General features: G+C 68.7%; 14 protein-coding genes. 5 read left to right on the top strand and 9 right to left on the bottom strand.

Going from position 1 to position 13,992, the window contains the following annotated elements:
• The first annotated feature begins 243 nt into the window (after positions 1 to 243).
• The 4 genes from HPA01S_RS19705 to HPA01S_RS19690 all read left to right on the top strand — a co-directional run bounded on the left by HPA01S_RS19705 (position 244) and on the right by HPA01S_RS19690 (position 5,411).
• The gene (locus HPA01S_RS19705) at positions 244 to 1,551 is read left to right on the top strand and encodes an ABC transporter substrate-binding protein (protein WP_370671000.1); all 1,308 of its coding nucleotides are present in this window, start codon (positions 244 to 246) and stop codon (positions 1,549 to 1,551) included.
• An 83-nt stretch (positions 1,552 to 1,634) separates the two neighbouring features.
• Entirely contained in the window at positions 1,635 to 3,377 is a 1,743-nt protein-coding gene (locus tag HPA01S_RS19700) for an ABC transporter permease (protein ID WP_066272721.1), read from the top strand.
• Positions 3,378 to 3,416: 39 nt separating this feature from the next.
• Complete coding sequence (locus tag HPA01S_RS19695) at positions 3,417 to 4,502, top strand: ABC transporter ATP-binding protein (RefSeq protein ID WP_066272731.1); 1,086 nt, start codon at positions 3,417 to 3,419, stop codon at positions 4,500 to 4,502.
• A gap of 12 nt (positions 4,503 to 4,514) precedes the next feature.
• On the top strand, positions 4,515 to 5,411 hold the full coding sequence (locus HPA01S_RS19690; protein ID WP_066272720.1) for a LysR family transcriptional regulator: 897 nt from the start codon (positions 4,515 to 4,517) through the stop codon (positions 5,409 to 5,411).
• 24 nt (positions 5,412 to 5,435) lie between these two features.
• Here HPA01S_RS19690 and HPA01S_RS19685 read toward each other — a convergent pair whose 3' ends face one another.
• Genes HPA01S_RS19685 through HPA01S_RS19675 form a run of 3 tightly spaced genes read right to left on the bottom strand, consistent with a single transcriptional unit; the run spans position 5,436 to position 7,660 of the window.
• Positions 5,436 to 5,831 carry a YbaN family protein gene (locus HPA01S_RS19685; protein WP_066272718.1) on the bottom strand — a complete coding sequence of 132 codons (396 nt, stop codon included), beginning with the start codon at positions 5,829 to 5,831 and terminating at the stop codon, positions 5,436 to 5,438.
• Between the two features lie 52 nt (positions 5,832 to 5,883).
• Entirely contained in the window at positions 5,884 to 6,585 is a 702-nt protein-coding gene (locus HPA01S_RS19680) for a fumarylacetoacetate hydrolase family protein (RefSeq protein ID WP_066272716.1), read from the bottom strand.
• Positions 6,586 to 6,601: 16 nt separating this feature from the next.
• Positions 6,602 to 7,660, bottom strand: a complete 1,059-nt coding sequence (locus HPA01S_RS19675) for a cupin domain-containing protein (protein ID WP_066272715.1) — start codon at positions 7,658 to 7,660, stop codon at positions 6,602 to 6,604.
• Between the two features lie 270 nt (positions 7,661 to 7,930).
• On the opposite strand from HPA01S_RS19675, the gene HPA01S_RS19670 reads away from it, so the two are divergent.
• Positions 7,931 to 8,404 (top strand): MarR family winged helix-turn-helix transcriptional regulator, encoded by a 474-nt coding sequence (locus HPA01S_RS19670; RefSeq protein WP_066272712.1) that lies wholly within the window; start codon positions 7,931 to 7,933, stop codon positions 8,402 to 8,404.
• A 6-nt stretch (positions 8,405 to 8,410) separates the two neighbouring features.
• Here HPA01S_RS19670 and arfB read toward each other — a convergent pair whose 3' ends face one another.
• The 6 genes from arfB to HPA01S_RS19640 form a co-directional block, all read right to left on the bottom strand.
• Positions 8,411 to 8,815 carry an alternative ribosome rescue aminoacyl-tRNA hydrolase ArfB gene (gene arfB, locus HPA01S_RS19665; protein ID WP_066272708.1) on the bottom strand — a complete coding sequence of 135 codons (405 nt, stop codon included), beginning with the start codon at positions 8,813 to 8,815 and terminating at the stop codon, positions 8,411 to 8,413.
• A gap of 44 nt (positions 8,816 to 8,859) precedes the next feature.
• Positions 8,860 to 9,657, bottom strand: a complete 798-nt coding sequence (gene eutC / locus HPA01S_RS19660; RefSeq protein ID WP_066272706.1) for an ethanolamine ammonia-lyase subunit EutC — start codon at positions 9,655 to 9,657, stop codon at positions 8,860 to 8,862.
• Entirely contained in the window at positions 9,654 to 11,069 is a 1,416-nt protein-coding gene (locus tag HPA01S_RS19655) for an ethanolamine ammonia-lyase subunit EutB (RefSeq protein ID WP_066272704.1), read from the bottom strand. The genes eutC and HPA01S_RS19655 overlap by 4 nt, the downstream gene beginning before the upstream one ends.
• A gap of 3 nt (positions 11,070 to 11,072) precedes the next feature.
• Positions 11,073 to 11,927 (bottom strand): ABC transporter permease, encoded by an 855-nt coding sequence (locus HPA01S_RS19650; RefSeq protein WP_066272702.1) that lies wholly within the window; start codon positions 11,925 to 11,927, stop codon positions 11,073 to 11,075.
• 76 nt (positions 11,928 to 12,003) lie between these two features.
• Positions 12,004 to 12,870, bottom strand: a complete 867-nt coding sequence (locus tag HPA01S_RS19645; protein ID WP_066272698.1) for an ABC transporter permease — start codon at positions 12,868 to 12,870, stop codon at positions 12,004 to 12,006.
• A gap of 9 nt (positions 12,871 to 12,879) precedes the next feature.
• Positions 12,880 to 13,989 (bottom strand): ABC transporter ATP-binding protein, encoded by a 1,110-nt coding sequence (locus tag HPA01S_RS19640; protein WP_066272696.1) that lies wholly within the window; start codon positions 13,987 to 13,989, stop codon positions 12,880 to 12,882.
• Positions 13,990 to 13,992 lie beyond the last annotated feature (3 nt).

Below are 13,992 nucleotides of genomic sequence, written 5' to 3'. Positions count from 1 at the left end.
TTCGAGGTGCTGGCGCGCCGCGCCGCGAAGTAAGGGGTTGATCCGGCTTGGGGCTGACCCGGCGCCGGATCGTTCGCCTTCTCGCACCACCACGGCGCCGGCCCTCGGGGTTTACCCGACCGGCGCCGCGGTTTATGCGGTCCATCAGAAACCATGATTGGTCGGGCGCGCATTCTGTTGCTAAATTGACTCCGTCACAAACACAGGATGGAGACAACCTTGGCACAACAATCCGCGTTCAAGGTGCTGGTTCTTTCGCTGCTGACCGCATGGTCTGCTTCGCAGGCCGGCACGGTATCGGTGATCACCTCGTTCCCCAAGGAACTGACCGAGGCCTACAAGAAGGCCTTTGAGGCCGCCAATCCGGGGATCAAGATCGAGATCCTCAACAAGAACACCACCGCCAGCATCGCCTACATCAAGGAACTGGCGGCCGGCCAGCGCCCCGACGTGATGTGGGCCTCGGCGCCCGACGCCTTCGAAGTGCTGGCGCGCGACAAGCTGCTGCAGGCCGCGCCCGAGGTGAAGAACCCGCAGGCGCCGGCCAAGGTCGGCAACTACCCGATCAACGACCCCAACGGCCTGTACTACGGCCAGGCCCTGGCCGGCTACGGCCTGATGTGGAACACCCGCTACATGCAGGCCAACAAGGTGCCGGCGCCGCGCGAGTGGGCCGACCTGACCAAGCCGGTGTACTTCGGCCACGTGGCCCTGTCTTCGCCCTCGCGCTCGGGCACCACCCACCTCACGGTCGAGACCATCCTGCAGGGTGAGGGCTGGGAAAAGGGCTGGACGCAGATGCTGCAGATCTCGGGCAACGCCGCCGCCGTCACCGACCGCAGCTTCGCCGTGCCCGATGGCGTGAACAACGGCCAGTACGGTGTCGGCCTGGTGATCGACTTCTTCGGCCTGGCCGGCAAGTACTCGGGCTACCCGGTGGAGTTCCACTACCCGTCGGTGACGGCGGTGGTGCCGGCCAACATCGCGCTCGTCAACGGCGCCAAGAACGCCGAAGAGGCCAAGAAGTTCATCGCCTTCACGCTCTCGCGCGAAGGCCAGGAGCTGCTGTTCGATCCGAAGATCAGCCGCCTGCCGGTGCTGCCCAACGCCTCCTTCGGTGCCAAGGTGCCGGCCAACTACCCGGACGCGCAGGAGATCGCCAAACGCGCCAAGGTGCAGTTCAACTCCGAACTCTCCAGCAACCGCTACCAGGTGGTGGTGAGCCTGTTCGACCAGATGGTGACCTTCCGCCTGAAAGAGCTGCAGGCCGCCACGCGCGCCATCCACGACGCCGAGCGCAAGCTGCAGGCCAAGCCCAATGCGCACGGCAGCGAGCTGCTGCGCCAGGCCAAGAGCTTTGCGTATTCGTCGCTGGTGCCCGAGGCGATGGTGAAGGACGAAAAATTCCTCGACCTGTTCCGCCAGAACAAACGCGACGTGGCGGTGGCCAAGCAGCTCACCGGGCTGGAAGAGCTGTGGAGCTCCAAGGCCAAGTCCAACTACGATCGCGCCCGCACGCTGGCCAACGAAGCCGCCGCCGCGGCCAAGTGAGCGGCGCGCGCGCCAGCGACGCTTGACGCACTGGCGCGGCCGCGTGCCACGCCAGTGCCACCCCATTTCCCGGAAAGAAACCCATGTCCGCTGTCCTGACAGGTTCCGACGCGCCTTCGCCCGCGCCCCTGCGCCGCACCCGCCCGCCCGTGGTGTGGGGCCACTGGCTGCTGGCGGGCCTCGTGTTCGCCTTCCTGTTCCTGTTCCTGCTGTTGCCGGTCGGCGAGGTGATCTACACCGCCTTCGTGACGGAAACGGGAGCGCCCACGCTGGGGCACTTCAGCAACTTCTTCGGCCAGAGCCTGCTGCGCGAATCGCTGATCAACAGCCTGCAGGTGGCGCTGGCCTCGGTGTTCTTCGCCTCGGTGATCGCGATCCCGCTGGCCTACCTCACGGTGCGTTTCGAGTTCCGCGGTGCGCTGTTGATCCAGACGCTGGGCGTGCTGCCGCTGATCATGCCGCCGTTCGTGGGCGCGGTCGCGCTGCAGCTCATCTTCGGCCGCAGCGGTTCGGTCAACCTGCTGCTCAACGACTGGTTCGGCTTCACCGTGCCGATCATGGACGGCCTGGTGGGCGTGACCTTCGTCGAGAGCATCCACTACTTCCCGTTCATCCTGCTCAACCTGGTGGCGGCGATGCGCAACATCGACGGCGCCATGGAAGAGTCGGCGCAGAACCTGGGCGCCAAAGGCTGGCGCCTGTTCTGGCGCATCATCTTCCCGCTCTCGCTGCCGGGTTACCTGGCCGGCGCGGCGCTGGTGTTCGTGAAGGTGTTCGACGACCTCGGCACGCCGTTGGTGATGGGCGTGACCAACATGCTCGCGCCCCAGGCCTACCTGCGCATCACCTCGGTCGGCATTGAAGACCCGCTGGGCTATGTCATCAGCGTGATCATGATCGTGCTGTCGATCCTGGCGCTCTGGATGGCATCGCGCGTCATGAAAGGCAAGGACTACTCGACGCTGCAGAAGGGCGGCGGCTCGCTGCAGCGGCGCAACCTGCGCGGCTGGGCCTCGGTGCTGGCCTACGCCTGGGTGGTGTTCGTGCTGCTGGTCACGCTGGCGCCGCACATCGGCATCCTGCTGATGTCGTTCTCCAAGGTCTGGAGCTTCTCGGTGCTGCCCGACAGCTACACGCTGGAACACTACGCCACCGTGTTCACCGACTCCAAGCTGATGGTCTACAACACGCTCAAGTACTGCCTGATGGCCGCCGGCCTCGACGTGGTGCTGGGCACGCTGATCGCCTACCTGATCTTCCGCACCAACCTGCCGGCACGGCGCTGGCTCGACTACATCGCCTCCATCGCGCTGGCCATTCCGGGCCTGGTGCTGGCCATCGGTTACCTGCGCATGTTCAAGGGCGTGAACATCCCGTTCACCGACACGCCGGTGGTCACCACCTGGGTGCTGATCATGATTGCCTACGCGGTGCGCCGCCTGCCGTATGCGCTGCGCTCCTGCATGGCGGCGCTGCAGCAGGTGCACATCTCGCTGGAAGAGGCCGGGCAGAGCCTGGGCGCGGGCAAGGTGAGCACGGTGCGGCGCATCATGGTGCCGCTCATGATGGGCGGCATCCTGGCCGGCTTCGTCACCAGCTTCATCACCGCGGCGGTCGAACTCTCGGCCACCATCCTGCTCACCTCGGCGCAGAGCCAGGCGCCCATGAGCTACGGCATCTACCTCTACATGCAGAGCATCGCCGGGCGCGGCCCGGGCGCGGCGCTGGGCGTGATCGCGGTGGTGGTGGTGGCCATCGGCACCTACCTGTCGCACCGCGTGGTGGAAAAATCGCGCGCTCCCGTGCACGCACCGCAGCAGCCCTGAGACGGCCACGAAGAAGACAACCGGAAGACACACATGCACTTGAACAAGGTTTCCCTCGAAGCGCGCCACATCAGCCTGAGCTACGGCAGCACCGAAGTGCTCAAGGACGTCAACATCCGCATCGAGCCGGGTGAGTTCTTCGCCCTGCTCGGGCCCTCGGGCTCGGGCAAGTCCACGCTGCTGCGGCTGATCGCCGGCTTCAACCAGCACCAGCGTGGCGAGCTGCTGATCGACGGCAAGGACATCACCGGCACGCCGCCGCACCTGCGCAACGTCGGCATGGTGTTCCAGAACTACGCGCTGTGGCCGCACATGACGGTGTGGGACAACGTGGCCTTCGGCCTGGTCGAGCGCAAGGAGCCGAAGGAGTCGCTGCGCCACAAGGTGGCGGCGGCGCTGGAGCTGGTGGGCCTGTCGGCCTACGCCAACCGGCGCCCGAGCCAGCTCTCGGGCGGCCAGCAGCAGCGGGTGGCGCTGGCGCGCACGGTGGTGATCGAGCCCAAGCTGCTGCTGCTCGACGAGCCGCTGTCCAACCTCGACAAGAACCTGCGCGTGCAGATGCGCGAAGAGCTGAAGAACCTGCAGCGCACGCTCGGCCTCACCACCATCTTCGTGACGCACGACCAGGAAGAGGCGATGACCACCGCCGACCGCATGGCCGTGCTCGACAAGGGCGTGCTGCAGCAGGTCGGCACGGCGGCCGCGCTGTTCGACTTTCCGGCCAACCGTTTCGTCGCCAGCTTCGTCGGCACCGCCAACCTGGTGGAGGGCCGCATCACCCACGTCAACGGCGAGACCCTGCACTTCCAGGCCGACGGCCTGGGCGAGATGGTGCTGCCGCGCAACCAGGAGAGCCCGGTCACCGGCCCGGCCTCGTTGTCGTTCCGGCCGCACACCGTGCACATCCGCGTGCGCGACGACCAAGGTGACGCCTCGCGCATCTGGCTCGACGGCCGCGTCGAGAGTTCGGAATTCCTGGGCGAGACCTCGCGCTACCGCGTGCGTGTGGGCGAGACCCTGATCGTGGCCAACCAGTCCCACTACTCCGGCCTGTCCCTGTTCCCGCCAGGGGCCGAGGTGCGTCTGGGGATCGAGCCGACGCAGGCGCGCTTCCTCACGCACTGACCGCCCGGCGGCATGGAAATCTACCAGCTGCGCGCGTTCGTCACGGTGGCGAAGATCGGCCAGCTCACGCGCGCGGCGGAAGTCCTGCACGTCACGCAGCCGGCCGTCAGCGGGCAGATCAAGGCGCTGGAAGAAGAGCTGGGTGTGTCGTTGTTCGACCGCCGGCCCGGGCGCATCGCGCTCACGCGCGCCGGCGAACGCCTGCTGCCCGAAGCCGAACAGGTGCTGGCGGCCGCCGGCACGCTGACGGCCAAGGCGCGTGAGCTGCAGGGCGAGGTGTCGGGCGCATTGGTGATCGGCACGCTGGGCGACCCCGATGCGCTGCGGCTGGGGTCGCTGCTGGGTGGCCTGGTGGCCGCGTTGCCGCTGCTGGAGATCAAGACCCGCTCGGGCGATGCCGAGGCCCTGCGCGAGGCGGTGGCCACCGCCTCCTTGCACGCGGCCTTCTACATCGGCCCGCACATTCCGCGCGACGTGCTCGGCCTGTCGCTGCAGACCATCCACTACCGCATCGTGGCGCCGGTGGACTACCGCGAGCGTGTGCTGCACGCGGGCTGGCGCGAGATCGCCGACCTGCCGTGGATCGGCACACCACACGCCAGCCACGTGCAGACCCTGCTGCGCGACCTGTTCTCGCGCCAGGGCCTGCTGCCCAACCAGGTGGTGGAGTCGGACGACGCCTCGGCGCCCTTCAGCCTGGTGCGTGCCGGCCTGGGCCTGGCGCTGCTGCGCGAAGACATGGCGGTGCCGGCGGCCGAGCGCAACGAGCTCGTGATCTGGCCGCACACGCGCGTGGCGGCCTTGTTGAGTTTCATCTACCCCAAGACGGCCGAGCACGACCCGGCCATCGTCGCCGCGCTGTCGGTGCTGCGCCAGGTCTGGGGACTGCCGCCGCGCAAGTCGGTCTGAGCGGGGCGCGTGTCGCCGGGCGGTTCAGCCCGTGCGCGTGGGAATGCGCAGCACCACCGCCGCGCCAATGCCACCGGCCAGCAGCAGCCCGCCCAGTGCCCAGGGCTGGTGGCGAAAGCCCCAGGCCGACAGGCTCACCATCAGCAACATGGAGCCGATGGCGATGCACTTGGTGCGGCGCGTGAGGCTGCGGTGCTGTTCCCAGTCGCGCACCATCGGGCCGAGAAAGCGGTGGTTGAGCAACCAGGCGTGCAGGCGCGGCGAGGCCTTGGCGTAACAGGCGGCGGCCAGCAGCACGAAGGGCGTGGTGGGCAGGCCCGGCAGCACCACGCCGATCAGGCCCAGCGCCAGCGACAGCGTGCCGGCCAGCCAGAGCAGCCAGCGCACGGTGCGGGAGGACGAGGGAGACGGTGCAGGCATGTGCTGCGCATCTTAGCCAGCGCGCCAGGCGCCCCCATTTACCGGGGAGTTGTCAGGCCTTCGGTCCGACGGTGAGTGCGATCTCGCCCACGCCTTCCACGCGGCCCGTGATGCGGTCGCCCGGCAGCACCGCGCCCACGCCTTCGGGCGTGCCGGTGTAGATCAGGTCGCCGGGTTGCAGGTGGTAGAAGAGCGAGAGGTCGGCAATGATCTCGCGGATGTTCCAGATCAGCTTGTCCACGTCGGACTTTTGTTTGGTCTCACCGTTGACGGCCAGCTCGATGGCGCCGCGCTCCATCACCACGCCCGGCATGGGCACGATCTCGCTGCAGACGGAGGAATGCTCCACGTCCTTGCCCAGGTCCCAGGGGCGGCCCTTGTCGCGCGCCACCAGTTGCAGGTCGCGCCGCGTCATGTCCAGGCCGCAGGCATAGCCATAGATGATGTCCTGCGCGTCTTCCGCCTTCACGCGAAAACCCGCCTTGCCCACCGCCAGCACGAGTTCCATCTCGAAGTGGTAGTTGCTGGTTTCGCTCGGGTAGGGCGTGGTGCTGCCCGACAGCGCCAGCGTCTGCGGCGCCTTGGTGAAGTAGAACGGGCGCTCCACCGTCTTGTCGACCGGCTTGCCCATTTCCACCGCGTGCGCATGGTAGTTGCGGCCGACGAAGAACAGGCGGTTGACCGGGAACAGTTCGGACTGGCCACGCACGGGAACGGCGGCGACGGCGGGCGGGGGGAAGAGGTAGGTGCTCATGGTGTGTGGCGCCGGTTCAGGGCATGGCGGGTTGGTTGTCGGGGCGCACTTCGTAGACGCCGAGCTTGCGGTGCAGCGGCGACTCGTCGGCCACGAACAGGAAAGCCGGTTCGGTGGCCGAGGCGTTGGTGAGCGTGGTGGCGGTGTAGCCCGGGATGCAGCAGGTGTCGGCACCCACGAGGTCGAAGCCTTGTGCTTCGGTGGCGACACGCGCCGCACCTTCGATCACGTGGTACACGGCGGCCGGCGAGCGCGCGGGCAGCGTGAGCGCCTGGCCCGGGCGCAGCATGAGCGCATGGAAGCCCAGCACGTTCTCGGCGTCTTCGCCCGACTCGGGGTTGGTGTAGGTCACCTGCACGTGGGCGAGGTCGGGCCGGTCGTCCGCCAGGGCGAGCAGCGCGGCGCGCGCATCGACCCAGGGGTAACGCAGCATGGGGTAACGCTTGCCGCTGCGGCCGAACACCGGCGTGGGCAACAGGCCCGGGCGCGCGTAGGCCTGGTCGCCGCGGCCGGGCAGCGTGTCCTGCCGCCCGCCGTTCAGGTGGTAACTCACCTCCAGGTAATACATCAACGGCAGGTCGAGCACGTCGAGCCAGATCACCGGCTGGTCGCCGTCGTGGCCGTGTTCGTGCCAGCGGCCGGTGGGCGTGAGGATCAGGTCGCCGCGCGACATCGGGCACTTCTCGCCGTCCACCGTGGTCCAGGCGCCCTCGCCTTCCACCACCATGCGCACCGCGTTCGGCGTGTGGCGGTGGCTGGGCGCCCACTCGCCCGGCATCAGCAGCTGCATGCCGAGGTAGATGGCGGCGCTGGCCTGCATCTTCTCCAGCGTGTGGCCCGGGTTGGCCAGCACCAGCACGCGGCGCTCGGCCTTCTCGATGGGCGTGAGCTCGCCGGCCTTGAGCAGCAGCGGCCGGATGCTCTGGTAGGCCCAGTGCGTGGCCTGCGTCTGGCGCGTCGGGATCTTCGGCGGCAGCACGCCGCGCAGGCTGGGCCACAGCGGCACCAGGTTGAGGGCGCGCAGCTCGGCCACGTAGTCGGCGGGCAGGTCTTCGAGTCGTCCGAGGTCGTTCATGGGGGTCTCCTGGTGTTCTGCTTCAGTGCGGGGCCAGGCATGTTTCGACCCGCCATCCCTGCGGCCGCGCCGCAGGCCGCTCCACACCTACCCGATGCGCGTGCGCTGGTGCAGGCGTCGTTCGATTCGTTGGCCGGGCCCTTGCACGGCGTCGTGCAGGGGCTTTGCAGGCCTACGATAAGTGTACTTATTTTAGGCCCAGTGCTAGCATGCCGGCAACCCCTGTCGTCCACCGCACCTGCCCGGCATTGCCGGCCTCCGACCGATCCCATGAAGCGCAGCTCCCCGGCCCTCGACATCGACGACCTGCCCGGCCACAACATCCGCCGGCTGCACCAGATCTCGGTCGGCATCTTCCTGAACGAGCTGACCGAACACGGCCTTACGCCGGTGCAATACGCGGCGCTGCAGACCGTGGCCAACCACCCCGGCATCGACCAGCGCACGCTGGCGCGCACCATTGCGCTGGACGCCTCCACCACCGGCGGCGTGGTGGATCGCCTGGAAACGCGTGGCTGTCTGGAGCGGCGCACCTCGCCCGAAGACCGGCGCTCGCGCCAGCTGGAGCTGACCGCTGCCGGCGTCGCGCTGCTGGCCGAAGCCGTGCCCTGCATGCAGCGCGCGCAAGAGCAGATCCTGGCGCCGCTCAGCGAACGTCAGCGGGACGAGTTCATGAAGCTGTTGCGCCTGCTGGTCCACACCAACAACGCGCACAGCCGCGCGCCCAGCGAAGCGATCAAGTAAGCGGGTTCACTCGCTGCCGCGCACGCGGCCGCGCAGCTGCTTGACCACCGAGCGCGTGGCCTTGCCCTCGAGCCGGCGCTGCTTCGAACCGAAGGTGGGCTTGGTGGCCTTGCGCGCCTTGGGCACGGTGGCCACGCTGTCCACCAGGGCCTGCAGGCGTTCGAGTGCCTCGGCCTTGTTCTGCTCCAGGCTGCGGCTGGTCTGCGCCTTGATCACCACCACGCCTTCGGTGGTGATGCGCTGGTCGCTCAGCGCCAGCAGGCGCTCCTTCACGGCCTCGGGCAAGGAGGATCCGTGCACGGCAAAACGCAGGTGCACCGCGTTGGAGACCTTGTTGACGTTCTGCCCGCCCGCGCCCTGGGCGCGGATGGCGGTGAATTCGACCTCGGCGGGATCGATGGTGGTGGACATCGGCGCAGTGTGCCACGGGGCTCGCGGGCCGCGCGTGGCGCCCCTCAGGCCGGTGGCAGCGCTGCGCCGGGTGCGTCGTCGGTGTCGTCCTTGAGTGCGATGCCGCTGAGCTGCAACCGGCGCGCCTGCGTCAGCAGCGCATGCAGGCGCGCGGCGGCGCGCACCGCCGACAGGCCGGCGTCGCGCACGTTGGAGATGCAGTTGCGCTCGGCATCGCTGCGGCCGGGGCGCGGCGCCCAGGTGAAGTAGATGCCCAGGCTGTCGGGCGAACTCAGGCCCGGGCGCTCGCCGATCAAAACCACCACGGTGCGCGCGCGAAGCAAGGCGCCGATGTCGTCGCCGATGGCGACACGGCCTTGTTCCACCAGCGCCACCGGCGCGAGGGTCCAGGGCTGCTGCGCATCGGCGCGCAGGCGCGGCAGCAAGGCCGCCAGCAGCGGCGCGGCCTGGCGCATCACGGCCAGCGCCGACAGGCCGTCGGCGACCACAAAGGCCAGGTCGGGCGCGCTGTCGTGCGGCTGTGCGGCGCGCCAGGCCCGCATGGCCTCGCGCGAGGGTTCGTCGAGATGTCGGCCCAGGTCGGGGCGCTGCAGGTAGGTAGCGCGGTCGGCCGCGGCGCTGTGCAGGTGCAGGGTGTGCAGGCCGAGCGCCTGCAGGGCCTCCGCCAAGGTCGGGTGGTCGAACGCCAACTGCACCGCGTCGCGCGCCTGAGCGTGTGCGAGCTGGAACGCCAGGTGGGCCGCGGTGGGCAGGCTGTGGCCGGCGCGGCCGAGCGCGATGCGCGCGTCGGTGAAGCGCCTGAGCTCGTCCCAGCCCGCCGGGATCACGGGGCCTTGGCTCATGGTGAGCTCAGGCGCTGGATGGCCGGCGCCAGCGCGGGCGGCAAGGTGCGGGCCAGGCGCAGCGCGCCGCCGGGCTCGCTCACGCCCATGCGTTGCAGCCAGGCCTGGTACTCGGGCGCGGGCTGCAGGCCGAGCAGCTGGCGCATGGCGAGCGCGTCGTGGAACGAGGTGCTCTGGTAGTTGAGCATGATGTCGTCCGCGCCCGGCACGCCCATGATGAAGTTCACGCCTGCGCTGCACAGCAGCGTGAGCAGCGCGTCCATGTCGTCGGCGTCGGCCTCGGCGTGGTTGGTGAAGCAGACGTCACAGCCCATCGGCAGGCCGAGCAGCTTGCCGCAGAAATGGTCTTCAAGGCCGGCGCGCAGGATCTGCTTGCCGTTGTAGAGGTACTCGGGGCCGATAAAGCCGACCACGGTGTTGACCAGCAGCGGCTCGAAGCGCCGCGCCACCGCGTAGGCGCGTGCCTCGATGGTCTGCTGGTCGCAGCCGTGGTGCGCGTCGGCCGAGAGCGCGCTGCCCTGGCCGGTTTCGAAATACATCACGTGCCGGCCACGCTGGCCGTTGTCCTCGAACAGCGCGCCACGCTGCAACGACAGCGCAGCGGCCTGCGCTTCGGCGAGCAGGCCGAGGTGGATGCCGAAGCTGCGGTTGGCGGCCTCGGTGCCGGCGATGGACTGGAACACCAGGTCCACCGGCGCGCCGCGCTCCATGGCCTGCAAGGTGTTGGTCACATGGGTCAGCACGCAGCTCTGCGTCGGCATGGCGTAGCGCTGGATCAGCTCGTCCAGCATGGTCAGCAGGCGCACCACCTGCGGCAGGTTGTCGGTCGCCGGGTTGATGCCGATCACCGCGTCGCCGCTGCCCATCAGCAGGCCGTCGAGCAGGCTGGCGGCGATGCCGGCAAGGTCGTCGGTCGGGTGGTTGGGCTGCAGCCGGGTGGCGAGGCGCCCGGGCAGGCCCAGCGTGTTGCGAAAGCGGGTCAGCACCCGGCACTTGCGCGCGATCAGGGTCAGATCCTGCACACGGCAGAGCTTGCTCACCGCCGCCACCATCTCGGGCGTGAGGCCGGGCGCCAGCGCGCTGAGCGAGGCCGCTTGCGCCGCATCGCCCAGCAGCCAGTTGCGGAAGTCGCCCACCGTGAGGTGCGCCACCGGTGCAAACGCCGCGGCGTCGTGCGTGTCCATGATCAGGCGCGTGACCTCGTCGTCTTCGTAGGGCACCACCGCGTCATTCAAAAAGTGCGCCAGCGGCAACTCGGCCAGCGCCATCTGCGCGGCCACGCGTTCCTGGCGGCTGGCGGCGGCGAGGCCGGCGAGCTGGTCGCCGGAGCGCGCCGGCGAAGCGCGTGCCAGCAGCGTGCGCAGGTCGTCAAACCGGTAGGTCTGCGCGCCGACGCGGTGCTGGAAGCCCATGCCTCAATCGGCTTTCGGCTTGCGCCACAGCAGCAGCAAAGCCAGCAGCGCAGAGGCGAGCATGAGGAACAGGCTGATGGCATTGAGCACCGGCGTGGCGCCTTCGCGCATGCGGCTGTACATCAACACCGTGAGCGGCGGCTCGGAGCCGACCAGCATCAACGTGGTGTTGAAGTTCTCGAACGACATCAGGAAGGCCATCGCCGCTGCGCCGACCATGCTGGGCCGCAGGTAGGGCAGCGTGACGGTCCAGAGCACGGCGATGCGGCTCGCACCCAGGTTGTAGGCGGCATCTTCCAGTGTGCGGTCGAAGCGGCGCAGGCTGGCCGAGATGGTCAGGGTGGCGATGGTCACGATGTAGCAGAACTGACCGAGGATCACCAGCGGCAGACCGGGCCGCAGAAAGTCCAGCTGCAGGCCCCACATCTCGTCGGCGAAGTTGGCCACGCGGCTGGCCAGCGCGAGGATGGAGATGCCCAGGATCACGCCCGGGATCACCAGCGGCAGCATGCTGAGCAGCGCGATCAGGCCCTTGCCGGGAAACTCGAAGCGTTCGAGCAGAAAGGCGTTGCAGGTGCCCACGCCCACCGAGAGCAGCGTGACCCACAGCGCCACCCAGGCGCTGGTGCCCAGGCTGGCCAGCAGCGGGCCGTCGTGCAGCAGGCCGGTGCGGCTGCCGCTTTGCGCGGTGAACCAGTCGAGCGTGAAACCCATCCAGGGCGGCGTCGGGTAGTTGGCGTTGTTGAAGGCGAACACCGCCACCACCAGCAGCGGCACGAACAGGAACACGAAGAACAGCAGCACGAAGGCGTTCAGGCCGAGGCGCTGCGCGAGCGGGCGCGGCAGGCTGGGGATCATGTGCGTGTCCGTCCGGGTGCCCCGCAGGGCACGCAGCGCCCCAGGGTGGGGCCGTGAGCGGCGTGAACCTGCGGGCTCATGTCTTCATCACCGCGCCGAAGCGCTGCCCCGTGAGTTTGAGGCCGAGCCACACCATCAGGCTGGACAGCGCCAGCAGCAGGAAACCGAAGGCCGCGCCCTGGTTCCAGTTGAAGCGGGTGATGAACTGGGTGTAGATCTGTTCGGTGAACCACAGCGAGTTTTTGCCGCCCAGCAAGGTGGGCGTGAGGTAGTTGCCCAGGCACAGCATGAAGACCACGGTGCAGCCGGCCGCGATGCCGGGCGCGGCGTGCGGGATCACGATGCGGCGCACGATGTTGGCGGTGCTGCCGCCGAGGTCGTAGGCGGCTTCGATCAGACTGTCGTCCAGGCTCTCCAGGCTGTTGACCAGCGGGATCACCATGAACAGCAGCGAGGCGTAGACCAGGCCGACCAGGATGGTGGCATCGTGGTACAGCAGCTCCACCGGCGCATCGGCCAGACCCAGGCTCTGCAGCAGGCGGGACACCACGCCGGTCTCGCGCAGCAGGATCAGCCAGCCCAGGGTGCGCACCATCTCGCTGACCCAGAACGGCAGCAGGCACAGCACCAGCAGCAGCATGCGCGTGCGGCCCTGCGCCACCTTGGCGATGTACCAGGCGGCCGGAAACGCCAGCAGCAGGGTGAGCGCGGTGGCCAGGGCCGAGAGCGTGGCGGTGCGCAGGAAGGTGTTCCAGTACAGCGGCTCGTCGACGAACATGCGGTACTGCTCCAGGCTGAGGCGGTACTCGCCTGGCCCGCTGCGCGCCTGCAGCGACAGCAGCAGCAACTCCAAATGCGGCAGCACCACCAGGCCCACCAGCCACAGCAGGGCCGGCGCCAGCAGCAAGCCGAGCAGGAAACGGTGGTGGCTGCGCGCGCTCATGGGGGCTGCTCAGGCCGCAAAGCACCAGGCCTGCGTGGGCTGGTAGGCGAACTGCACGGTCTCGCCGACCTCCAGGTCGGCGAGACGGCCGGTGAGTGGCAGCGCGATCTGCAGCGGCGTGCCGCTGGCCGTCTCGTGCACCTGCACGGTGGAGTTGCCGCCGTCGAACAGCACGCTGTGCACGCGCGCGCTGAAGGCTGGGGCGTCGGCCGGCAATTCGCTGGCACGGCGCGCGATCTCGATCGCCTCGGGCCGCACGAACAGGCGTGCGGCCTGGCCGAGTTCGAGCGTGCCCACACGCTGCGCCCACAGACACAGACCCTCGGGTGTGCGCAGCTGCACCTGATCGCCGTTGCGCTGTTCGATCGGGCCGTCGAAGCGGTTGTTGTGGCCGACGAAACCGGCCACGAAAGCGGTGGCGGGCCGGTAGTACAGCGCTTGCGGGCTGCCGACCTGCTCGAAACGCCCCTGGTTCATCACCGCCACCCGGTCCGACATCACCAGCGCTTCCGACTGGTCGTGCGTGATGTAGACGAAGGTGGTGCCGATCTCGGCCTGCAACTGCTTCAACTCCACCTTCATGTGCTCGCGCAGTTTCAGGTCAAGCGCGCCAAGCGGTTCATCAAGCAGCAGCAGGGTCGGCTCCAGCACCAGCGAGCGCGCGATCGCCACGCGCTGTTTCTGTCCACCGGAGAGCTGGTTGATGCGCTTGTCGGCGCTGCCCGGCAGGCCCACGCGCTGCAGCATGTCCTGCACCTTGTGGCGCACGGTGGCGCTCTTCACACCCCGGCGCTCCAGCCCATAGGCGATGTTCTCGCCCACGCTCATCATGGGGAACAGCGCCAGGTGCTGGAACACCATGTTGACCGGGCGCCGGTTGGGTGGCACGTCCAGCATCGACGCGCCCTTGATGCGCAGCTCGCCGCGGTCGGGCGCGATGAAGCCGGCGATCATGCGCAGCAGCGTGGTCTTGCCGCAACCCGAAGGCCCGAGGATGGAGAAGAACGATCCCCGTGGCACCTGGAAGCTGAGGTCCTGTACCGCTGCAAACGCGCCGTAGCGTTTGTCAACGGCCAGCACCTCCAGGTCGCTGGCGAGCGGCTCGGCGCTGCGCAACATCGA

It is taken from the genome of Hydrogenophaga palleronii NBRC 102513 (assembly GCF_001571225.1).
Lineage (GTDB): Bacteria > Pseudomonadota > Gammaproteobacteria > Burkholderiales > Burkholderiaceae_C > Hydrogenophaga > Hydrogenophaga palleronii.
The sequence above is the reverse complement of the archived record's forward strand: the minus strand, read 5'-3'. Positions and strand labels throughout refer to the sequence as shown.

Coding starts and splice junctions, on each gene's coding strand:
- arfB (WP_066272708.1), bottom strand. CDS start 8,815: ATGTCCACCACCATCGATCCCGCCGAGGTCGAATTCACCGCCATCCGC.
- HPA01S_RS19680 (WP_066272716.1), bottom strand. CDS start 6,585: ATGAGCACCTACCTCTTCCCCCCGCCCGCCGTCGCCGCCGTTCCCGTG.
- HPA01S_RS19645 (WP_066272698.1), bottom strand. CDS start 12,870: ATGAGCGCGCGCAGCCACCACCGTTTCCTGCTCGGCTTGCTGCTGGCG.
- HPA01S_RS19640 (WP_066272696.1), bottom strand. CDS start 13,989: ATGTTGCGCAGCGCCGAGCCGCTCGCCAGCGACCTGGAGGTGCTGGCC.
- HPA01S_RS19675 (WP_066272715.1), bottom strand. CDS start 7,660: ATGAACGACCTCGGACGACTCGAAGACCTGCCCGCCGACTACGTGGCC.
- HPA01S_RS19700 (WP_066272721.1), top strand. CDS start 1,635: ATGTCCGCTGTCCTGACAGGTTCCGACGCGCCTTCGCCCGCGCCCCTG.
- HPA01S_RS19685 (WP_066272718.1), bottom strand. CDS start 5,831: ATGCCTGCACCGTCTCCCTCGTCCTCCCGCACCGTGCGCTGGCTGCTC.
- HPA01S_RS19690 (WP_066272720.1), top strand. CDS start 4,515: ATGGAAATCTACCAGCTGCGCGCGTTCGTCACGGTGGCGAAGATCGGC.
- eutC (WP_066272706.1), bottom strand. CDS start 9,657: ATGAGCCAAGGCCCCGTGATCCCGGCGGGCTGGGACGAGCTCAGGCGC.
- HPA01S_RS19655 (WP_066272704.1), bottom strand. CDS start 11,069: ATGGGCTTCCAGCACCGCGTCGGCGCGCAGACCTACCGGTTTGACGAC.
- HPA01S_RS19650 (WP_066272702.1), bottom strand. CDS start 11,927: ATGATCCCCAGCCTGCCGCGCCCGCTCGCGCAGCGCCTCGGCCTGAAC.
- HPA01S_RS19670 (WP_066272712.1), top strand. CDS start 7,931: ATGAAGCGCAGCTCCCCGGCCCTCGACATCGACGACCTGCCCGGCCAC.